The sequence below is a fragment of the Bradyrhizobium sp. CCBAU 53338 genome, assembly GCF_015291665.1.
In the GTDB taxonomy this organism is placed as follows: domain Bacteria; phylum Pseudomonadota; class Alphaproteobacteria; order Rhizobiales; family Xanthobacteraceae; genus Bradyrhizobium.
The window spans coordinates 271,140-292,250 of the sequence record NZ_CP030048.1; the positions used below are offsets into that span (position 1 = coordinate 271,140).

Annotated in this window: 19 protein-coding genes, 1 tRNA gene and 1 riboswitch; of the genes, 10 read left to right on the plus strand and 10 right to left on the minus strand. The window is 66.0% G+C overall.

The features are described 5' to 3' along the window. Window positions 1-3: 3 nt before the first annotated feature. The 3 genes from purH to XH90_RS01315 form a co-directional block, all read right to left on the minus strand. Window positions 4-1,596, minus strand: a complete 1,593-nt coding sequence (purH, locus tag XH90_RS01305; protein ID WP_194478838.1) for a bifunctional phosphoribosylaminoimidazolecarboxamide formyltransferase/IMP cyclohydrolase — start codon at window positions 1,594-1,596, stop codon at window positions 4-6. A gap of 24 nt (window positions 1,597-1,620) precedes the next feature. Then, window positions 1,621-1,702: riboswitch (ZMP/ZTP riboswitch) on the minus strand. A 58-nt stretch (window positions 1,703-1,760) separates the two neighbouring features. Next, the gene (locus XH90_RS01310) at window positions 1,761-3,479 is read right to left on the minus strand and encodes a heparinase II/III family protein (protein ID WP_194478839.1); all 1,719 of its coding nucleotides are present in this window, start codon (window positions 3,477-3,479) and stop codon (window positions 1,761-1,763) included. Window positions 3,480-3,636: 157 nt separating this feature from the next. Continuing rightward, on the minus strand, window positions 3,637-4,983 hold the full coding sequence (locus XH90_RS01315; RefSeq protein WP_194478840.1) for an RsmB/NOP family class I SAM-dependent RNA methyltransferase: 1,347 nt from the start codon (window positions 4,981-4,983) through the stop codon (window positions 3,637-3,639). Between the two features lie 188 nt (window positions 4,984-5,171). Here XH90_RS01315 and XH90_RS01320 point away from each other — a divergent pair, with 188 nt between their 5' ends. Together XH90_RS01320 and XH90_RS01325 are read left to right on the plus strand one after the other, a co-directional pair. Beyond that, window positions 5,172-5,369, plus strand: coding sequence for a DUF1674 domain-containing protein (locus XH90_RS01320; RefSeq protein ID WP_194478841.1), 198 nt, complete (start codon window positions 5,172-5,174; stop codon window positions 5,367-5,369). A gap of 58 nt (window positions 5,370-5,427) precedes the next feature. Then, the gene (locus XH90_RS01325) at window positions 5,428-6,012 is read left to right on the plus strand and encodes a thermonuclease family protein (RefSeq protein ID WP_194478842.1); all 585 of its coding nucleotides are present in this window, start codon (window positions 5,428-5,430) and stop codon (window positions 6,010-6,012) included. A gap of 54 nt (window positions 6,013-6,066) precedes the next feature. Here the strand turns inward: XH90_RS01325 and XH90_RS01330 are convergent, their stop codons facing one another. Next, complete coding sequence (locus XH90_RS01330) at window positions 6,067-6,582, minus strand: L,D-transpeptidase (RefSeq protein WP_194478843.1); 516 nt, start codon at window positions 6,580-6,582, stop codon at window positions 6,067-6,069. 426 nt (window positions 6,583-7,008) lie between these two features. After that, on the minus strand, window positions 7,009-8,955 hold the full coding sequence (acs, locus tag XH90_RS01335; RefSeq protein WP_194478844.1) for an acetate--CoA ligase: 1,947 nt from the start codon (window positions 8,953-8,955) through the stop codon (window positions 7,009-7,011). 410 nt (window positions 8,956-9,365) lie between these two features. Here acs and XH90_RS01340 point away from each other — a divergent pair, with 410 nt between their 5' ends. Further along, entirely contained in the window at window positions 9,366-10,535 is a 1,170-nt protein-coding gene (locus XH90_RS01340; RefSeq protein WP_194478845.1) for a DNA topoisomerase IB, read from the plus strand. Between the two features lie 12 nt (window positions 10,536-10,547). Here XH90_RS01340 and XH90_RS01345 read toward each other — a convergent pair whose 3' ends face one another. After that, entirely contained in the window at window positions 10,548-11,003 is a 456-nt protein-coding gene (locus tag XH90_RS01345; protein WP_194478846.1) for an SRPBCC domain-containing protein, read from the minus strand. A gap of 101 nt (window positions 11,004-11,104) precedes the next feature. Here XH90_RS01345 and XH90_RS01350 point away from each other — a divergent pair, with 101 nt between their 5' ends. Next, entirely contained in the window at window positions 11,105-12,196 is a 1,092-nt protein-coding gene (locus XH90_RS01350) for an adenylate/guanylate cyclase domain-containing protein (RefSeq protein ID WP_194482552.1), read from the plus strand. Window positions 12,197-12,199: 3 nt separating this feature from the next. On the opposite strand, the gene XH90_RS01355 is transcribed toward XH90_RS01350, so the two are convergent. From XH90_RS01355 to tsaD, 3 genes are read right to left on the minus strand one after another with little or no spacing between them, the layout of a single operon-like run. Beyond that, the gene (locus tag XH90_RS01355; RefSeq protein WP_194478847.1) at window positions 12,200-12,613 is read right to left on the minus strand and encodes an EVE domain-containing protein; all 414 of its coding nucleotides are present in this window, start codon (window positions 12,611-12,613) and stop codon (window positions 12,200-12,202) included. Window positions 12,614-12,615: 2 nt separating this feature from the next. Further along, on the minus strand, window positions 12,616-13,596 hold the full coding sequence (locus XH90_RS01360) for an NAD(P)H-dependent glycerol-3-phosphate dehydrogenase (protein WP_194478848.1): 981 nt from the start codon (window positions 13,594-13,596) through the stop codon (window positions 12,616-12,618). A gap of 2 nt (window positions 13,597-13,598) precedes the next feature. Continuing rightward, complete coding sequence (gene tsaD / locus XH90_RS01365) at window positions 13,599-14,672, minus strand: tRNA (adenosine(37)-N6)-threonylcarbamoyltransferase complex transferase subunit TsaD (RefSeq protein WP_194478849.1); 1,074 nt, start codon at window positions 14,670-14,672, stop codon at window positions 13,599-13,601. A gap of 151 nt (window positions 14,673-14,823) precedes the next feature. Between tsaD and XH90_RS01370 the strand changes: the two genes are divergently transcribed. The 4 genes from XH90_RS01370 to XH90_RS01385 all read left to right on the plus strand — a co-directional run bounded on the left by XH90_RS01370 (window position 14,824) and on the right by XH90_RS01385 (window position 18,834). Then, a complete protein-coding gene (locus XH90_RS01370; protein WP_194478850.1) occupies window positions 14,824-15,570 on the plus strand; it encodes a uroporphyrinogen-III synthase in 747 nt (248 codons plus the stop codon). 65 nt (window positions 15,571-15,635) lie between these two features. Then, on the plus strand, window positions 15,636-16,883 hold the full coding sequence (locus XH90_RS01375; RefSeq protein WP_194478851.1) for a COG4223 family protein: 1,248 nt from the start codon (window positions 15,636-15,638) through the stop codon (window positions 16,881-16,883). Window positions 16,884-16,918: 35 nt separating this feature from the next. Further along, on the plus strand, window positions 16,919-18,658 hold the full coding sequence (locus XH90_RS01380; protein WP_194478852.1) for a heme biosynthesis protein HemY: 1,740 nt from the start codon (window positions 16,919-16,921) through the stop codon (window positions 18,656-18,658). Window positions 18,659-18,758: 100 nt separating this feature from the next. Then, window positions 18,759-18,834 (plus strand) — tRNA-Thr (locus tag XH90_RS01385). A gap of 244 nt (window positions 18,835-19,078) precedes the next feature. Here XH90_RS01385 and XH90_RS01390 read toward each other — a convergent pair. Continuing rightward, window positions 19,079-20,146: a polysaccharide deacetylase family protein gene (locus tag XH90_RS01390; RefSeq protein ID WP_194478853.1), complete on the minus strand. Its 1,068-nt coding sequence runs from the start codon at window positions 20,144-20,146 to the stop codon at window positions 19,079-19,081. 253 nt (window positions 20,147-20,399) lie between these two features. On the opposite strand from XH90_RS01390, the gene XH90_RS01395 reads away from it, so the two are divergent. Then, window positions 20,400-20,723: a hypothetical protein gene (locus tag XH90_RS01395; RefSeq protein ID WP_194478854.1), complete on the plus strand. Its 324-nt coding sequence runs from the start codon at window positions 20,400-20,402 to the stop codon at window positions 20,721-20,723. 165 nt (window positions 20,724-20,888) lie between these two features. Further along, window positions 20,889-21,104 carry a hypothetical protein gene (locus tag XH90_RS01400; RefSeq protein WP_194478855.1) on the plus strand — a complete coding sequence of 72 codons (216 nt, stop codon included), beginning with the start codon at window positions 20,889-20,891 and terminating at the stop codon, window positions 21,102-21,104. Window positions 21,105-21,111 lie beyond the last annotated feature (7 nt).

Below are 21,111 nucleotides of genomic sequence, written 5' to 3' on the forward strand. Positions count from 1 at the left end.
GAATCAGTGCCGGAAGTGCCGCGTTCCCGTGAACACCATGGCGATGCCGTGTTCGTCGGCGGCCTTGATCACCTCGTCGTCGCGCATCGAGCCGCCGGGCTGCACCACGGCGGTGGCGCCGGCTTCGATGCAGGCAAGCATGCCGTCGGCGAACGGGAAGAACGCGTCCGACGCCACGACAGAGCCCTTGGTCAGAGGTCCCGCGAGTTTCAGCTCGTTGGCTGCATCCTGCGCCTTGCGCGCGGCGATGCGGGCTGAGTCGACGCGGCTCATCTGGCCCGCGCCGATGCCGACGGTGGCGAGACCCTTGGCGTAGATGATGGTGTTGGACTTGACGTGTTTTGCTACCCGGAACGCGAACTTCAGGTCGCGCATCTCCGCATCGGTGGGCGCACGTTTTGTCACAACCTTGAACGTCATGTCGTCGACCACGGCGTTGTCGCGGCTCTGCACCAGAAGGCCGCCGGCGACCGTCTTGGCGGTGAGACCGGGCGAACGCGGATCAGGCAGGCTGCCGGCAAGCAGCAGGCGAAGGTTCTTGCGTGCGCCGATGATGGAAATGGCTTCCTCGCTGGCGTCGGGCGCGATGATCACCTCGGTGAAGATCTTGGCGATCTCGCGTGCAGTGTCGGCGTCGAGCGCGCGGTTCATTGCGATGATGCCGCCGAAGGCCGAGGTGGAGTCGCAAGCCAGTGCCTTGCGATAGGCCTCGACCAAGTTGGCTCCTTCCGCAACGCCGCACGGGTTGGCGTGCTTGACGATGACGCAGGCTGCGGTGCGCTTGGTGTCGAATTCGCCGATGCATTCATAGGCCGCGTCGGTATCGTTGATGTTGTTGTAGGAGAGCTCCTTGCCCTGCAGCTGCCGCGCGGTCGAGACGCCCGGGCGCTTGTCCGGCGTCGCGTAGAACGCCGCGGTCTGGTGCGGATTCTCGCCGTAGCGCAGCGACTGGATCAGCTTGCCGCCGAAGGCGCGGAAATCGGGCGCGTCGATCTCGAGCTGGCGGTTGAACCAGTTCGAGATCGCAGCGTCGTAAGCCGCGGTGCGCGCATAGGCCTTCGCGGCAAGCCGACGGCGCAGCTTCAGCGTCGTGGCACCGTTGTTCGCGGCGAGCTCGTCGAGCACGGCCTTGTAGTCGTCGGCTTCCACAACGACAGCGACGTAGTCATGGTTTTTCGCGGCGGCGCGGATCATCGCGGGGCCGCCGATGTCGATGTTCTCGATGCAATCCTCGAAGCCCGCGCCTTTGTCGACGGTCGCCTCGAACGGATAGAGATTGACGACGAGCAGGTCGATCGGCGCGATGCCATGCGCCTTCATTGCCTCGGCGTGCTCCTTGTTGTCGCGGATCGCGAGCAGGCCGCCATGCACCTTCGGATGCAGCGTCTTGACGCGGCCGTCCATCATCTCGGGGAAGCCGGTGAGCTCGGAAACGTCCTTCACCTTGAGGCCCGCCGCGGCAATCGCCTTCGCGGTGCCGCCGGTCGAGACCAGTTCGACATCATGCGCGGCAAGCGCCTTGGCGAACTCGATCAGGCCTGATTTGTCGGAGACGGAAAGAAGGGCGCGGGTGACGCGGCGGGGATGGTCAGTCATGAGCAAGATCCTCTGCTAACGGAGTGTCTATGCCCAGGCGCGCGGCGGATATGTGTCGCGCTTCCCGATGGTGCTCCATCCAAGGTCGCCAGTCGCGCGAACGAGCGCTCGATAGCAGCTTTTGGCCGTTTTCACAACGACGAGATGAGCCGAATCGAGCGCGTCTACAGCGGAAGTTCCGGCTCCCGGCGAGCATTGCGGCGGGCGTTGGTCACCGCAGGCGAGGCGGTCGAACGCACAAAACTCCAGCGGATCGAGGGCGCCTGGCGGGCATCCTGGCGGATCACGATCTGGGCGGTGCGGCGGGGCCCGTCATTGCCGGCCAGGAACACGCTGTCCTCGAGATCGACCTTGTCGTCGAGCGCTTCGAAGGTCCAGACGTCGCGGTTCGGCAGCACCAGCATGACGCCGCGGGCATCCGACAGCCGGCTCGCCTTCACCGCGGGATGCAGATGGAAGCGCAACGCGAAATCGGCATCAGGTCCCTTGAGGCGCGCGCCTTGCGGCGGCGACAGCGTGTCCTCACCGTCGATTCGCGCGCCGTCATTGGCCACCATCAGCACGCGGCGATGGATCACGCCGAATTTGGCGAGATAGCCGTCATGCGAGGTCGTCAGCAGCGTGCCGTCCTGCACGATTTCGCGATAGCTCTCGACTTCATGGGGGCCGCTGATGATCGGCGCGCCGTGCAGCAGCCGCTTCATCGCCGACATCTCGACGAACTGGCAGGACGACGTGTCGTGATAGCTCAGCGTCGAATGCGCCACGGTGCCGCGCGCGAACGGCCGCCAATTGTCGCGGCCCGTGGTCGGCATGCCGCAATTGGTGACGATACGGCTGGTGCCGGATGACAGTTCGAACGACAGGCAACCGGCATGTGCATCGTGGCTCACGCCCGGCGGCGGCGGCGGGCCGGTGTCGATGATCACGGTGGTCGGGCCGGCATCGAGGCGCTGGAAGCCGGTGTGCGGCATGTTCGCCATCGGTGCGCCGTGGGCATCGTCATAAGCGAGCAGTGTCGCAAGCAGGTCCGACGGCGTCGCGCTCATGCCGTTGAACAGCGCAAAATTGCCGTCGCCATGCCGGAAGAAACGCAGCATCGGCATCATGCGATCGATCGCGTTGAGCAGCGCCGGCGGCGGCGCAATGTTGCGCGCGGCAAAGGTCTGCCGCAGCGGCAACAGGTCGATCAGCAGTTCGATCAGCGCACCGGGGTTGCGCGAGATGTGTCCGCCGTCGGGAAGGATCTGCCGCTGCAATTCGTCGGAGAGCTTTTTCGACGCGCCGCGGATGTGACGCGCCTGGTTGGCGAGGCAGAGCGTCGTGTAGCACAGCGCGATCTGCACCTGTAGCTTCGGCACCCCGTCGGGGATGTTGACCATGGTGTAGCGCAGGAAGCGGATCTCGCGCGCGAGCGCGCGCAAGTAGCGGCGATAGAACTTGTTGTCGGTGTCGTTGAGAACCAGCGGTGCCTGCGACAGCAATGAGATCACGCGCCGGGCCAGCACATCGGCGCGGCGCGCCACCGGCCGGCGCTTGTTGGCGGGATTGCTGATCCAGTCCTCGACCAGCGCCCGCGCATTCGCCCGCGTCAACGCGGTGTCGGCGGCGCGCAAGTGACGCAGCCAGCCGAAGCCGAGCAGCGCGACCTCCCAATCTTCCGAGGGCGGATCGAGATCGAAGATCGAGCGGCCGTGGCAATTGACGATCTTGCCGGCGAAGACGAAGCGCCCGGCATAGATCTCGGCAGCGCGTGTCGCATCCGCGGTGCGCAGATCATGCGGCGCGATGATCAGCCGATCGGTGCGGCCGGGCCAGACCCGCGACAACGCGACGGAACCGCCGCTCGCGCGCGCGAGCATGTTCCGCGCGAAGCGGTTCATGACCAGCGTCGAGATACGTCTGCGTTGAGCGACCGACACGCCTTGCCTTGAAGGGGGAGAGGATTCCGACGAATCCTTATTAATCCCAAAATCGGTCGGCTGACACCACCTTGAAAGGCTCCGAATCAGGGTGTCGGTAGCAAAATCCGGTGCAAAATCAGGATTTAACGAGCCGGGCCGCGTAAAATCCGTCGAGCCCGCCGAGCTTCGGGTCGGCGTGCGGCAGGTGGCTCGGCAGGGTCCGGAGATCGCCCTCAGGGGTGATGATCTCGCTGAGCCCGGAGACTTCGCTGGCATCGATCGGTACGCGGCGAAGCGCAGGCTCCGCGGCCAGCAGAGTGGCGACGGCCTGCTCGCCTTCTTCGGGTTCCAGCGAACAGGTGCAGTAGACCAGCGTCCCGCCCGGTTTGAGCAGCGATACGGATTTGCGCAGAAGCCGTTGCTGCAGAACGGTCATCGCGGCGACGTCGGACTCCTGCCGCAGCCATGCGACGTCGGGGTGCCGGCGGATTGTCCCGGTCGAGGTGCAGGGCGCGTCGATCAGGACGCCATCGAAGCCCTCTGCCGGCCCTGCCCATTCCACGGCGTCAGCGACGACAGTCTCGGCCTCGAGCGACAGCCGACTCAGGTTTTCGCGCAGGCGTGCCACCCGGGCAGGCGAGCGGTCGAGCGCCGTGACACGCGCGCCGGCTTGTGCAAGTTGTGCCGTCTTGCCTCCGGGCGCGGCGCAGAGGTCGGCGATGGATTTGCCCTTGATGTCGCCGAACAGCCGGACCGGCAGTGCGGCGGCGGCATCCTGCACCCACCATTGTCCCTCGGCGAAGCCGGGCAGCATCGTCACCGAGCCATGCAGCAGCGTACGCACCGATCCGGTCGGCAGCACTTCGCCATGCAGCCGGCTCGCCCATTGCGCGGCGTCGGACTTCACGGTCAGGTCGAGCGATGGTTCGTGACCGAGCGCGAGCGCCATCTCCCGTGCGGTCGCCTCGCCGTAATGTGCGCTCCAGCGCGCCAGCAGCCAGGGCGGCAGGTCCAGCGATTGGGTCGCGACCTCCTCGACCAGCGCCTGGCCCTCGCGCGCGCAGCGGCGCAGCACGGCGTTGACGAGGCCGGCATAGCGCGCGGCGCGCCGGTCGGATTGCACAAGGCGCACCGAGAGATCGACCGCGGCGTGATCGGGCACGTCCATCCAGAGGATCTGGGCGGCGCCGATCAGCAGCGCGCTCTGCGCGCGCGGCGCGTCGGACGGGATGCCCTTGTCGAGCAGGCGCGACAGCACATGGCCGAGGGTGCCGAGGCGGCGCAGGATGGTTGCGACCAGGCGCCGCATCAGGGCGCGGTCGCGGTCGGCGAGCGTCTTCAGTCCGGGATGGGCACCGGAGCCATCGAGCTGGTCGTCGAGCGTGCGGTGCTTGTGCAGGACGCCATCGACGATGTCGGCAGCGATCCGCCGTGCCGCGAGACCGGGCACTTCGGACGGAGGGGCAAAACGTTGAGATGGCATGCGGAAGCAAGGTTCTGAGCGAGCGGCAGTTCCGCCGAGAGGGGCGCATGCCTAGAGAGCACAGTGTCTGGCACGCGAATATGCCAAATGTAAGAATGGCCTCTGGCGATTTCAGCCCTTAGCTGCCATTTCAGCAATGCGATATTGGATCTCGCGCCTGTCGCGATCCTGCGCTAGGAACCCGGACGATGAACGACCAACCTCCCGCTTCCAGTCGCAAGCCCTTGCCGCCTGCCGCGCAGCGCGCGTTGGCTGAGGCGGAGGAGCGTCGGCGGGCTGCGGCGGCACATGCCGAGGCTGCACCGAAAGAATTGCAGGGGCCGAAGGGGCCTGAGCCCACGCGCTACGGCGATTGGGAGCGCAAAGGCATCGCCTCCGATTTCTGAGGCTCGGCTTTTTCGAGGTCACTTGTCGGTTCGGCCGACTCAGCCCTAGCGTGCGCGGATGCCGCGCTTCGACCCAGATCGCTCCTATCGGTCGTCTTACGGCGGCTCCCCATTCGGCCGTCGCTTCTCCGGACTGTTGCCGTGGATGTTCGTGGTCGGCATCGTCACGGTGATCGTGCTCAGCTTCCGGCATGGCACCCACTGGCCCGTTCCGTATGCGGCTGACGACCGCGCCAGCGAGATCATCCTGCAGCATTCAGGCAATCCCGACGATCGCCTGCAAGTCGACGTCGTCCGCACCATCGATGGCGACACGTTTCTCGCGCGCGTGCATCAGCACGACGGACGCGATCTCGTCGCGCGGGTTCGACTGCGCGGCATCGATGCGGCCGAGATGAAGGCGTCCTGTCAGGACGAACTAGACAAGGCGGATGCGGCCACCAAGGCGCTGCGCAATCTGCTCGGTCAGGGTGGCGTCACCATCTACAATCTCGGCTCGGAAAAATACGGGCGCGTTCTTGCCGATGTCGCGACCAAGCGCACGGCAAACGTCTCGGCCGCGATGCTCGCCGGCGGCTACGCGCGCAGCTACAATGGCGGCCATCGTGGCAGCTGGTGCGCGCGCGGCTGGCGCTTCTGGTAACAAAAAAGCCGCGTCTGGCGACGCGGCTTTCGTTGTTCCTGTCTGAGATTTCGATCAGCGCGTCACGACTACCGTCGTGCCGACCGAGACGCGGCTGTAGAGATCGGTGATGTCGTCGTTGAGCATGCGGATGCAGCCATAGGAGACGAAGCCGCCGACCGAGCCCGGCACGTTGGTGCCGTGAATCGCATATTCGCCACCGGCCAGCGTCATCGCCGCAACGCCCATCGGGTTACGCGGCGAACCGCCCGGGATCACGTCGGGAAGCTGCGGCTTGTCGCGCTTCACCTCGGCGGGCGGCGACCAGGCCGGGTTGCGATACTTGCCGTCGATGCGGGTGGTGCCGGCCCACTGCTTGCCGGACTTGCCGACGCCCACCGGATAGCGCACTGCGTGGCCGCTATCGAGGATGAGATAAAGCCGACGCTCGTTGGTTTTGACCACGATGGTACCAGGCGAATAATTTTCCAGGTGCGCGCCCACCATTTCCGGCCGCGCCTCCGCCGCTGTCGAGATCAAGACTCCCGCCCCGATGGTGGCAGCGAGCGCCAGTGCAATCTTCATCGACATCAATTTTCCCTCAACCCCGAACGGATCGTCCAAAATCACGCAAAACCGGCAATTGCCGCTTCGCCCAGACATCCTTAACCGCGCTTGTTGACCGGAGGGTTTCCACGCGAGGTCGCCGAGGGCGAGCCAGCAGGGGGAAGAAAGGAAATGTTCGAAACAAAGTAAATGACCTGAAAACAACACCCGGCGTGAAACATGCCGCCGTGCCGGCTCCCGCCCTGACAAATGCGTGAGGGTGTGAACGGCAGTCGTTTTGGGAGGTGTCGGCGCGAAGGGCGGCCTCATGTCCCGATGCGCTGCAGCGCCTCAGCGCTGCTGCGCAGAGCCGGGATCCAAGAGGCCACACGTTTCTGCCGTTATATGGGGCCCCGGCTCTGCGGCGCACCGCGAAGTGTGCGCTGCGCCGCGTCCGGGGCACGAGAGAGCTTACGCCGACTTCTTGTTCTGCCGGTTCTTCACGAGGTCATCGACCACGGCGGGATCGGCCAGCGTCGAGGTGTCCCCCAAGCTGCCCGGCTCGTCCTCGGCGATCTTGCGCAGGATGCGGCGCATGATCTTGCCCGAGCGGGTCTTGGGCAGGCCCGGTGCGAACTGGATCTGGTCGGGCGAGGCGATCGGACCGATCTCCTTGCGCACCCAGGTGACGAGTTCCTTCCGCAGATCCTCGCTCGGCTCGATGCCGGCCATCAAGGTGACATAGGCGTAGATGCCCTGGCCCTTGATGTCGTGCGGGAATCCGACCACGGCCGCTTCCGAGACTTTCTCGTGTGCGACCAGCGCGCTCTCGACTTCCGCGGTGCCCATGCGGTGACCGGAGACGTTGATGACGTCGTCGACGCGGCCGGTGATCCAGTAATAACCGTCGGTGTCGCGGCGGCAGCCGTCACCGGTGAAATACTTGCCCTTGTAGGTCGAGAAATAGGTCTGCTCGAAGCGGGCGTGATCGCCATAGACCGTGCGCATCTGGCCCGGCCATGAGCGGGTCAAACAGAGATTGCCTGACGTCTCACCCTCCAGAACATTGCCGTCGGCGTCGACGATCTCAGGCGCCACGCCGAAGAACGGTTGCGTCGCCGAGCCCGGCTTGAGCTTGGTCGCGCCCGGTAGCGGCGTGATCAGGATGCCGCCGGTCTCGGTCTGCCACCAGGTGTCGACGATCGGGCAGCGGTCGTCGCCGACGACGCGGTGATACCACTCCCATGCCTCGGGATTGATGGGCTCGCCGACCGAGCCGAGCAGGCGGAGCGAGGCGCGCGAGGTCTTCTTCACGGGCTCGTCGCCCGACTGCATCAGCGCGCGGATCGCGGTCGGTGCGGTGTAGAAGATGTTGACCTTGTGCTTGTCGATGACGTTCCAGAAGCGCGAATTGTCCGGATAATTCGGCACGCCTTCGAACATCAGCGTGGTCGCGCCATTCGCCAGCGGCCCGTACAGAATGTAGCTATGGCCGGTGACCCAGCCGACGTCGGCGGTGCACCAGTAGATGTCGCCGTCATGATAGTCGAACACGTATTGGTGCGTCATCGAGGCGAACACGAGATAGCCGCCCGAGGTATGCAGCACGCCCTTGGGCTGGCCGGTCGAGCCCGACGTATAGAGGATGAACAGCGGATCCTCGGCATGCATGTGCTCGACCGGGCATTCGGTCGTCACCATTGCAGCCGCCTCGTGATACCAGAGGTCGCGCGTCGGGTTCATGTCGATCTTGCCGCCGGTGCGCTTGACCACGACGACCCAGTCGACGCCGTCGGCCTTGGCGAGCGCCGCGTCGACATTGGCCTTCAATGGCACCTTCCTGCCGCCGCGCAAGCCTTCGTCCGCCGTGATGATGACCTTTGACTGACAGTCGTTGATGCGCTGGGCGAGTGAATCAGGCGAGAAGCCCGCGAACACCACCGAGTGGACCGCACCGATCCGCGCGCAGGCCAGCATCGCGTAGGCCGCTTCCGGAATCATCGGCAGATAAATCGTGACGCGGTCGCCCTTCTTGACGTTGCGGGTGCGCAGGATGTTGGCCATCCGGCAGACCTCGTCATGCAGCTCCTTGTAGGTGATGTGCTTCGACTGAGAGGGATCGTCGCCTTCCCAGATGATCGCGGTCTGGTTGCCGCGCTTGGCGAGATGGCGGTCGATGCAGTTATGGGCGACGTTGAGAATTCCGTCCTCGAACCATTTGATCGAGATGTTGCCGGGGGCGAAGGAGACGTTCTCGATCTTCGTCGGCGCGTGCATCCAGTCGATGCGCTTGGCATGCTCGGCCCAGAAGGCATTCGGGTCCGCGATCGAGCGCGCATACATGTCCTTGTACTTGGCCTGGTCGACCCAGGCTCGCTTGGCCCATTCCGCGGGGACGTCGTAGATCTTCTCGGACATGCTTCCCTCCACATACGGCAAGCCGAGCACAGCGGACTGGCGAGCCGACTTCATCGTTGAACGATTATGCGTCGGGCTAACCGGACCCGACAAGGACAACAAGCTGGACCTTCGGAGAGCGGGCCGCCATGCGGAGGATCAAGCTGCAACGACCGGCTGTCGCAAATCTGAAACAGCCAGATCGGCGGCTTCCGGCCCTTTACCCAAATCCCGGGAATAAGGCTGTGCAGGGCGCCCATGCGTCGCAGGAGGTATTTGGAAACCGCTTTTCACTGATTCGGGACTCGCAATGCGGTTCGGAACACCCTAAGTGGCTAACCCGAGTCCCAAGAGGCCTTCCAGGCGAAGCTTGGAACAAAAATCAGAACAGCGGCATTGAACGGTACCAGACAGGGCTAAGGCTTAAGACTATGATGGATCAGCAGAATCTCGGGACGATGCGGCCTGCCTCGGCCGATCCTGCTGCCATTGCGCTGGCCAAAGCCCTCGGACAATGGCCGAAACCGGCCGGTTCCACCCGTCGCAGCCCGAAAAAAGTCTTCGACACGGCGCCCGCGGCGACGGTCGAGACCCTCGCCAAGGAGCTGGGCCTGCGGCTCGGCGACCAGAACGAGCTGACCATCCGGCGCATCCGCCGCGGCAAGGGCTATTCCTTCGTCCGCCCCAACGGCGCCCATATCCGTGACGCCCGCACTATCCGCCGGCTGCACGCCATGGCGGTGCCGCCGGCCTATCGCGAAGTGCGCTACTCGGCCGACCCGAGTTCGCATCTCCAGGCGGTGGGTCGCGATGCCGCAGGCCGGCTGCAGTATCGCTATCACGCCGACTGGGAGAAGGTCCGCGAGCATCGCAAGGCGCACCGCCTGGAAAAGCTCGTCGGCGCGCTGCCCAAAATCCGGCGCAAGGTCTCGGCGTTCCTGTCGGGCGACGCGCCGACGCGCGAGTTCGCGCTCTCGGCCGTGATCGAGCTGATCGCGCGCACCGCGATCCGTCCCGGCAACGAATCCTATGCCCGTCTCAACGGGACCCGCGGCGCCACAACGCTGCTGAAGTCCAACGTCACGCTTGAAGGGGATAGCTTCGTGCTGACCTTCAAGGCGAAGGGCGGCAAGGCCGTGCGCAAGGAGTGCGACGCGGCCAAGCTGGTCCGTGCCATCGGCATTTTGCAGGGCGTCCCCGGCAAGCGCATGTTCCAATATCGCGATGCCTACGGCATCGTGCGCGCCGTCAGCACCACGCAGGTGAACGCGTTCCTGCGCGAGATCGCCGGAATCAAGATCTCACTGAAGGATTTCCGCACGCTGATGGCGTCCGCCGTCGTCGTGGAATCTCTCTCGCGGATCACGCCGGCGACCAGCCAGCGCGGCCGCAAGAAGCAGGTGCTGGACGCGATCCGCGCCGCCGCCGACAAGCTCTCGAACACGCCGGCAATCTGCCGCAAGAGCTACGTCCACGACACCATCGTCACGGCGTTCGAAGACGGCATTCTCGAACGTTTTGCGGCGACGATGAAGGGCCAGCGTTCGCAGGCCAGGCGCGAGCAGCTTTTGGCGCAGGTGGTCGCGACCGCGGCGGTTTGATCCGCCGCATCGCTACATATTGTCCGAAACACCTTTGTCGGGACCGGGATCGCGGCCGGCGGCGGCACTCGTGAGTCGCCCCAGATAATGCGCCCAGCCTTTCGCGTGCGCGGCCACCTGTTCCTCGGTCGGCAACCCGCTATGAGTCATGCGCATCAGCGTGCCGCCGTCGCGTTCGATCAGGTCGATTTCGATCAGGCTCGAGCCGGGCGGCACTTCCTGACCGCCCTCCCAGCCGAATGTGTAGGCCAGTCGATGCACCGGGACGACTTCGCGGAAAGCGCCGCGGGCGACGCTGGCACGCGGGCCGATTCCCCTCAGCAGATAGAGCCCGCCGGGATGCGGCTCGGTGGTCGCATCCGAGCCCATCCAGCTCAGGATTTTCTCGGGATCGGTCAAATAGGCGAAGACTGTGGCGCGCGGGGCGGCGATCTGGGTCTCGCGTCGCAATACGAACGGCTCGGTCATAGGCGATCATCCCTGGCGTGTTGCTGGCACATGGCGGCGCCAACGCGGCCCGTCAAGGATTGCCCGTGACAAAGGCGGCCCTCCTTCGCCATCATCGGATCATGCAACTCTCACCGACCCTCGCCTGGCTTGTCGATGCCGCTTCGGACAGTTCCGGCGCCGATCGCCTGCTCGCGGAACTCGGCGCGCATTTGCGCGCCGATGGCGTGCCGCTTGCGGCGGGCGCCCTGACCCTGGAGGTGCCGCACCCGCTGATCGCGAAGCGGACATGGCTGTGGCGCGCAGACAACGGCCGGGTGATCGAGGCGCTGGGATTTGCGCCGGGCGGGCTGGCGCCCGATTTGCCTGACGATGCCGGCCGTCGCTGGCTGCGCGGCGTCGCGGGCGGCGACGTGCATGAGGACGTTGTCGGGCGCGATGGCCCACTGCTCGGCTGGATCGGGCCGCGTCCGTTTACATCAGACGAAATCGGGCAATTGCGGCAGGCCGCGCGCTTTGCCGCGACACCGCTCGCTGTGCTCGCTGCACGCGCGACCTTGCGGGCGACGCTGGAGGCCTATCTCGGCAAGCGCAGCGCCGAGCGGGTGTTGGCGGCACCTCTGCGGCGCGATCTCGGCGAGACCATCCAGGCTGCGCTGCTCTATGCGGATCTGCGCGGCTTCACCACTTTGTCCGAAAACAGTCAGCCGGCGGATGTCATCGCAGCCCTGGATGCCTGGTTCGATCGCATCGCCGGCGCCGTTCACGCCTTTGGCGGCGAGGTGCTGAAATTCATCGGCGATGGGGTGCTCGCGATCTTTCCGGTGGTCGAGGCATCACCGCGTCGCGCCTGCGAGGCCGCGCTGCGTGCTGCAGGCGCAGCCGAGGCCGGAATGGCGTATCTCAACGCGGAACGTAGCGCTCTGGGATTGCCGCCACTGGCGTTCGGTGCCGCACTTCACCTCGGCGAGATGCTCTGGGGCAATATCGGCGCGGCCAATCGGCTCGACTTCACGGCGATCGGTCCCGCCGTCAATCTCGCCAGCCGGCTCGAAGGCCTGTGCAAGCCGCTCGGCAGGACCGTGCTGGTCTCGGCCGCGCTTGCCGCCGAAACGGAGATGCCTTTGGTCGCGCTCGGGCTGCACAAGCTGCGCGGCATTGCCTCGCCGTGCGAAGTGCTGACGCTGCCGGAGACGCAAGCACGGACGTCGTAGCTCTTAAACCCCGCCCATCTTGCAAACGAGCTTCCACTCCTCGGTCGTCACCGGCTGCACCGACAGGCGCGAATATTTCACCAGCGCCATGTCGGCGAGCTTCTTCTCCGCCTTGATCGCGGCCATCGTCACCGGCGTCTTCAAGGGCTTGTCGGCCTTGATGTCGACGCAGACGAACTTTTCGGTCTTGTCGGTCGGGTCGGGATAGGCCTCCTTGATGATCTCGGCGATGCCGACGATCTCCTTGCCCTCGTTGGAATGATAGAAGAACGCCTTGTCGCCCTTCTTCATGTTCACGAGATTGATGCGTGCGGTGTAATTGCGCACGCCGGTCCAGGCTTCGCCCTTGGCGCCCTTGGCGACCTGCTGGTCCCAGGACCACACCGATGGTTCGGACTTCACCAGCCAGTACGCCATGCTCATTCCTCTGCCTTGAAGGGGCGGGTCAACAACCCCGAGATCGCGGCGTCGATCGTGCTCCTGCCGCTCAGGATCGAAGCGACCGCTCCTGATACAGGCATCTCGACGTTTTGCGAAGCGGCGAGCTCGATCAGCACCGGTGCGGTGGATTCGCCTTCGGCCAGCTTGCCGGCCGGCGGCTGCTCGCCGCGCCCGAGTGCCAGCCCGAGTGCGAAATTGCGCGACTGCGGGCTCGAACAGGTCAGGATCAAATCGCCGAGACCGGACAAGCCCGTGAGCGTCTCACCGCGCGCGCCGAGCGCGCGACCCAGCCGCGTCAGCTCGGCAAAGCCGCGCGTCGTGAGCGCGGCCTGGGCGGAGGCGCCGAGTTTGCGTCCGACAGAGATGCCGACTGCAATCGCGAGCACGTTTTTGGCGGCGCCGCCGATCTCGACGCCGCGAACGTCAGTGGTGTGATAGGGCCGGAAGGTCGCGGAGCCCAGCGCCTGGACCATCTGGCTCGCCAGTGGCTCGTCCCTCGCCGCAAGCGTCACCGCCGTCGGCAGGCCGCGGGCGACGTCGTCGGCAAAGCTCGGGCCCGACAGGATCGCAGGAATCGCATGCGGCGCGGCTTCCGCGATCACGTCGGTCATGAATTTGTGGGTGCCGTGCTCGATGCCCTTGGCGCAGGCGATGATCGGAACAGAGTTTGTGACGTGCGAGACCAGCAGGTTCACCGCGCCGCGCAGATGCTGCGCCGGCGCTGCGATCAGCAGCATGTCGGCGCGCGCAGCGAGGGCCAGATTGCTCGTCACCGCAATCTCAGGCGCAAGCCGAACGCCCGGCAGCCGCGGGTTGTCGCGGGTCGATTGGATGCGCGCGGCGTGTTCGGCGTTGCGCGCCCACAGCGTCACGCTTCGTCCTGCGCGCGCGGCCACCATCGCCAGCGCCGTGCCCCAGGCACCGGCCCCGATCACAGCGACGGAGCGAAACGCAGTCATTGCTAGTATCCCGCCCGCGTCTTGCCGTAACCGGCCGGCGCAGTGGCGTTGGCGTCGAGCAGCCAGCGCGCGCGGGGCTGCGCCTCCAAGGTATCGGTGATGCCGAGGGCGAGGCGTTCGGCGCCGGCCCAGGCAATCATCGCGCCATTGTCCGTGCAGAGCGCAGGAGGCGGCATGATCAGTTGCGTCTGTGCTTGCTTGGCCACGTCAAACAGGGCGCCGCGGATCGCCTGATTGGCGGCGACGCCGCCGGCCGCGACCAGCGCGCGTGGCGCGCCGAACTGCTCGCGGAAAAGCCGCAGGCCAACGCGCAGCCGGTCGGCCGTGGAGTCCAGCACCGCGGCCTGAAAGCTCGCGCAGAGATCGTTGACGTCTTGCGGCGTGATCTCGGCGAGTCGGCTGGCTTCGGTGCGGACGGCCGTCTTCAGGCCTGACAGCGAGAAATTGGCGTCGGGGCGACCCTGCATCGGCCGTGGAAACGCAAAGCGCGTCGCATCGCCATTCGTCGCGGCGCGCTCGACCTGCGGGCCGCCCGGATAGGGCAGGCCCAGCATCTTCGCGACCTTGTCGAAGGCCTCGCCGATCGCGTCGTCGACGGTGGTGCCGAGCCGTAAATATCGGCCGACGCCGGTGACCGCGACGATCTGGGTGTGGCCGCCGGAGGCGAGGAACAGGCAGTAAGGAAATTCGATACCATCGGTCAGGCGCGGCGTCAGCGCATGCGCCTCGAGATGGTTGACCGCGACCAGCGGCGTGTCATGCACCATCGCGATCGCCTTCGCGGTGGTGAGCCCGACGATGACGCCGCCGATCAGTCCCGGCCCCGCGGCGGCCGCGACACCGTCGAGCTGGGCGAAACCGATGCCGGCCTCGCTCATGGCGCGATCGATGATGCCGTCGAGCAGGTCGACATGGGCGCGTGCGGCGATCTCCGGAACGACGCCGCCGAAGCGGGCGTGCTCCTCGACCTGCGACCGCACGATATTGGACAAGATCCTGCCGCTCCCGTTGGGCGCGCGCTCGATCACGGCCGCCGCGGTCTCGTCGCACGTGGTCTCGATGCCCAGTACCAGCATTGGCGAATTGTTATCCAATTTGCGCCCTTGCGCTCATCCGGAAAGCAGAGTTCTGGTAACGCGGTAGCATTCCGGGGTTGGCTTATGCAATCGTCACGCGCCGTCCTCCCTCGCGAATGCGTCGCCGCCACGCGGTTCGGGAACACAAGCGATGTCCATACTTGTCACACGGCCGCATCCCGACAATGAGGCGACGGCGGAAAATTTGCGCGCGCGGGGGCATGTGGTGCTGCTCGCGCCGGTGCTCAAGTGCGAGCCGGTCGCTTTCCATGACGGGAGCGAGGCGGGTTACAGCGCCGTCATCGCCACATCGGCCAATGCGATCCGTGCCGTCGCGCCGCAATTGCGCGACCTCGGGCTCGTCGAGCTGCCGCTGTTCGCGGTCGGCGAGCACACGGCGTCCGTGGCGCGCGAATTCGGCTTTACGCATGTGATCGTCGCCGGTGGCGATGCCGCGTCCTTGCGCGACAAGGTGGTGCAGAGCGCGCGCGACAAGGTGCTGAAGAAAAAGAGTACGCTGCTTTATCTGGCGGGCGCCGATCTGTCGCGGGATCTCGGCGGCGAGCTGGGCGCGGACGGGTTCAGCGTGGTCACGCAGACGACCTATCGGATGGCCCCGGTCAAGATTCTCCCGCGCGAGGTCTGCGAAGGCTTTGCCGCGCATGGCATCGAGGCGGTGCTGCATTACTCCCGGCGCAGCGCGCGCGCCTTCCTGGATGCGGCGCGGGACGAAGGCGTCGAAATCTCCGCGCTGGCGATTCCACAATGCTGCCTGTCCGAGACTGTCGCCAGCGTGCTGCGCGATGCCGGTGCGTCGCAGGTTCTGGTGGCCACGCGCCCGGACGAAAATGCCCTATTTGACGCCTTGGAGCGTGCTTTGCGGACCCGTTTGGCGTAAGAGGACGGGCCGAATCCGACGCAATCGGGCTCGTCTGTGGTATGCAAGTGTGAGGAACCGTCACGATGGCCGACGACAAGCCTGAAGACGCAGGATTGGCTCCCGAGTCCGGCCGTGCCAAGCGCACCCCGCCGACCATCGATCTCGAGGCGACCGAAGTCTCCACCCAGCCGCAGGATGTGGCGGGCGAGCCGGAGGCGCAGCCATCGGGCGAGCAGGCAAGATCCGAGCAGGCCGCGGCTCAAGACGCCGAGGTCGAGACCGCCAAGGCTGAAACAGCCAAGGCCGAAACAACCAAGGCCGAGCCGCAGCGCGAGGAGACGCAGGCCGCCGCTGCGCCCGCCGCCATTTCACCCTGGGTGATCGCCCCATTTTCCGGCGCGGCCGCGGCCGCGGTCGTGATCGCAGTCGGTTGGATGCTGGGCTGGCCCGCGGTGCAGGCCCCGCCTGCGGCGCCACAAGTGACGAGCGCCACTGTCGACGCACTGAGCGGTCGCGTCGCGGCAGTCGAAGCCAAGGCGGGCAAGCCCGCGGTCGATCCGGCGATGGTCGCGCGGCTCGATGCGCTGGAGAAATCCGTCGGCGCCCTGCGCAGCGACATGGCCGGTTTGCGGACGCAGTCCGACAAGACTGCAAGCGCAGTGAACGAAAAATCCACGCCGCGTGACTCGTCGGTCTCGTCCGACCTCGCAGCCCTCGGCGATCGCATCTCCCAGCTCGAACGTGCCAGCTCGACCGCACGCGCCGAGCTCGCGCAGCAAGGCGAAAAGATCGCCGATGCCAAGGCGGTGGACGACAAGCCGTTGCGCCACCTGGTCGCAGCCACTCTGCTCGACGTCGCCGTTCGTCATAACGATCCGTACGAAGAGCAGCTCAATGCTGCGCGGGCGTTCACAACCAAGCCTGACGTGCTCAAACCGCTCGATGCGTTTGCTGCGTCAGGCATTCCGACGCCGGTCGTGCTGACTCGCGAGCTCCTCAACATCGTGCCGAAGCTGTCACCGCCGCCGGAGGCGCCAGCCGCTGGCGCCGGCATCGTCGAGCGCCTTGAGGCGGGCGCGTCGAAGCTCGTCCGCATCGAGCGCACCGACGGGGTCGGCAACGATCGCGGCGCCATCGTAACGCGCATCACCGCAGCGGCGCTGCGGAACGATTTCGTCGAGGCGCGGCGCGAGCTGAAGGCGTTGCCCGAGACCAATCGCGCGCCGGCGCAGGCGTGGCTCGACAAGGCCGATGCCAGAGACGCCGCACTCACGGCGTCCCGCAAATTCGCCGACGACGCGCTGGCTGGTCTCAGCAAGCCCGCTCAATAGGATTCGCGCAACGATCCGCGCGTATAGGAACAGTCATGCTTCGCATCGTCCTCTTCCTCGTTCTGATTGCGCTCGCAGGCGCCGGTGCGGCCTGGGTTGCCGATCAGCCCGGCAATGTCGTGCTGACCTGGGGCGGCTGGCGAGCCTCGCCGAGCATTCCGGTGTTCGTGCTCTGCCTCGGCATATTCGCCGTCCTGATCGTCTTGCTCTGGAGCGTTCTGACCGCGATCTGGCGGATGCCCGGACGGATACGCCGCCGCCGGCATGAAAAGCGTCACGCGCGCGGCCGCCACGCCATCACCCAGGGCCTGCTCGCGATCGGTCATGGCGACACTGCGCTGGCCCGCCGTCACGCCGAGGCGGCGCGACGGCATGCGCCCAGTGACCCGCTCGCGCTGCTGCTGCATGCGCAGTCGGCCCAGCTCGAGGGCAATCGCGATGAGGCACAGCGCGCCTTCCGCGCCATGGCCGAGCGCGAGGATACGCGGCTTCTGGGCCTGCGCGGCCTATTCATCGAGGCGCAGCGCGCCGACGATGCGGTCGGCGCGGTGATGATCGCGGAGGAGGCGATCAAGCTGTCGCCGTCCTCGACCTGGGCCTCGCACGCGGTGCTCGGTTTCCGCTGTGCGCGCGGCGACTGGAGCGGTGCGCTGGCGATCCTCGATTCGAATCTGTCGGCGGGCCTGATCGACAAGCAGGCCTATCGTAGGCAGCGCGGCGTGTTGCTGACGGCTCGCGCGCTCGAGCTCGAGACCATGGATCGCGACGTCGCGCGCGAGAGCGTGATGGAAGCCGTCAAGCTCGCGCCGACCCTGGTGCCGGCCGCCGTGCTGGCAGCAAAGTTCGAGAGCGAGGCCCATCAGGTACGCCGAGCGATGAAGCTGGTCGAAGCCGCCTGGCTCGCCAATCCGCACCCCGATCTCGCCGACGCCTATGCGCACGTCAAACTCGGCGATGCCGCGCGGCAGCGCTTGCAGCGGGTGGAGACCCTTGCGGGGAAAACGCCGGCGGACAAGGCCGGCCATGTCGAGGGCCAGCTCGCGATCGCGCGCGCCGCGATCGATGCCACTGAATTCGCCCGTGCGCGCGAGGTGCTCGCGCCCTACGTCAACGATCCGACCCAGCGCGTGGCGTTGCTGATGGCCGAGCTCGAACGCACTGAGCATGGCGACGGCGGCCGCGCCCGCGCCTGGACCTTGCGTGCGGTGCGCGCCCGTCACGACCCGGCCTGGACCGCGGACGGCTATGTCAGCGACCGCTGGCGACCGGTGTCTCCCGTCACCGGCCGTCTCGACGCTTTCCAGTGGCAGACGCCGGTGGCGAGCCTGCCCTCGGACAAGGGCACGACGATCGAGACCTCCGCCTTCGAGGAAGCCATGCTCGCGGCTCCGCCGCCGAAGCGGGTGACGGTGGCCAGTGAGGTGCCGGCGGAACCTGTCGTGACGGCACCTGCTCCGACCCCCGCTCCGGCCGCGCAGGACAATGCGCCGCCAGCCGCCAAGGAAGAGGCGGCGGTGACGCTTGCGGAGCCGGTCAAGCCGGCGCCTGAGGCCGCCGAATCATCGCCGGTGGCGGAAACCCCGGTGTTTCGGACCCGCGCCGACCTCGGCAAGCCCGCACAAGCGCCGATCCAGGCCGTCATCCCGATCGTCCGTGCGCCTGACGATCCCGGGATCGATGACGACGGTCCGAGCGACGAATTTACGGAACAAATCGGCACGCCAAAGGCCCAGGCCGGCGGCTGGCGCGGATTCTGGTCCCGCTGGGGCGCGTGAGGCGCATTTCGCCTCCCGCTTGTCCTTGCCAATTCGGGCCATGCCCGATATCAGGAGCGCGCGTATCGGGGCCGGCATCGCCCGGGCCCCGGCAGGGTTCGCCGCAATAGCTCAGTCGGTAGAGCACGTCATTCGTAATGACGGGGTCGGGGGTTCGAATCCCTCTTGCGGCACCAGCCCCTTCCGTTCATCCGATCGCCACAGGCCAGGCGATGTCCACTGGCACCGCAAGCGGCCGCGACCAGGCCTGCCCTGAAGACGACGGTGAAGGCCGAAAAGCCCGGGCACAAGCGGAGGAGCGAAGGCCGCATCATCGCCGGGCTGCACCGTATTTATTGGTCAGCGGCGCGCCCCTCCCAGAATGAAAATGGCCGGGCAGAGCCCGGCCATTTTGCTCGTCGAAAACCTGACGCGCCTAGACTAGCGTTGCGAAACCGTCTGCACCACACTCGACACCGGGCGTGCGTTCGTCGCATTGGTCGCCGGCACTTTCAATTCCTTGAGCACGGCTTCGTCATACTCGGGCAGCGAGTCGAAGGTCGTCTTCGCCTTGATCTGCACGACCTTGTAGCCGCCGGCCTTGAGACGCGCGAGCAGCGTCGGCAGTGCTTCGCCGGTGCGCTTCTGGAAGTCGTGCATCAGGATGATGCCCTTGCCGAGCTTGTCGAGCTTGGTCATCACGTTGCTGATGATCTTGTCCGGCGTGCTCTCCTTGCGGAAGTCGAAGGAGTCGAGGTCGGTCGAGAAGATGCCGATGTTGCGGCTGCCGAGATAGCTCACCAGTGCCGGGTTCTGCGACAGCTGCGGGAAGCGGAAGAACGGCGACGGATTGGTGCCGAGCGCCCATTTCACCGCGCTAAAGCCCTTCTCGATCTCGTCCTTGGCCTGCTGCTCGGTCATCTTCTTGCCGGCGAGATTGAGGTGCGACCAGGTGTGCGTGCCGACCGTGTGACCCTGGGCCAGAACCTGGCGAAGGATTTCCGGATGCCAGGTGGCGTGCTTGCCGACCGAGAAGAACAGGCCCTTGGTGCATTCATCGGCGAGTGCCTTGAGCACGGCCGGCGTGTTGTGCGGCCAGGGACTGTCGTCGAAGGTCAGCACGACCTCCTTGTCGGCGAGGAAATCGAACTGCTTGTACTGCTCGAAGCCAAAGCCCGGACCGCCGGTGGTGTCGATCTCGACCACGCGCGAGACGCCCAGTGCGTTTGGATTGGTGCAGGTCGACGACTGTTGAACCGGTACCACGGCCGGCGCCGGCGCAGGAGCGGGCGCGGCGGCAGGCGCGGCGGGCTTGCCCGCGATCGTCGCGGTGGTCTCGACGTCATCCTTGGCGGCAAGCTTGGCCTGTGCCGGCAGGGGATCGGCGGCACGAGCGGCTGTTGTCTTGGGGGCGCCCTGATCGGAGCGCGAGGAATAAAAATACCAGCCTCCGGCGATCACGACCGCCGCAAGGACACTGGCCAACATCAGGCCCAACGCATTACGCATCGCTACTCTTTCCAAATACGCAACCAAACCAGCGGAATGTCCGCGCGCCCGGCCATTAATGCGAAGGAACAGTTAACGTGACACCAACACGACAGCGGTTGCGGAGGAATTTCAGGCAGGTGCGCCAAAGTGACCGGGGTCACAGAGGGTAGGCCGCCCGTGACGGTCATCACAGTCGAAAGGATGTTCCCGGAGCATGGTCGTTCCCATCAACAACGGGCGCGCGCACCCGCGGCGCCAATGGGAGCTTCAAATGACGACGTCCTTTACCCCCAAGTCCTTCACCCCCAAGTCCTTCACGGCGAAGATCCGCGACACCAGCCTGGCTCTGGGCTTTGCCGCGATCGTCTCGATCGTCTCGACCACATCGAGCTTCGCCTTCTCCGCCGAGGCGCAGCAGATGTGCACCGGCGACGCCTTCCGCCTGTGCTCGTCGGAAATTCCCAACATTCCGAAGATCACCGCGTGCATGGTGAAGCATCGCTCGGACCTGAGCGCCGGCTGCCGCGCGGTGATGGACAAGGATCTGGTCAAGGGCGCCTCTCGCAAGGTCGCCGACGCCCAGGATGGTCAGTAAAAGACGGTCAGTCAAAGTCGCGCTTCAAAGCTCCCGCGCGATGTGCCCCGGCGTAATGCCGGGGACCATCGGCCGGCGCAGGCCGCCCGGCAATAAAGCCGTTGCGGCCCTGGGATCGTCGCACTAGCTTCCCCCGCACATATCGAGGGTACGAGGCATTACGCGATGACCAGAGTTCTTTTCATTGTTTCCTTGATTCTGTGCGCATCGGGCGCTTCGGCGCAGCAGCAGCCCGGCCATGACGCCTGCGCGCGCGACGTCACGCGTCATTGCCGCGCCGTGATGAACAATGGCGATAGCGCCGTGCTCGCCTGCTTGAAGCAGAACCGTGCCAAGCTGACCAAGGCCTGCGACAAGGTGCTGACGGATCACGGACAGTAAGGGTCAC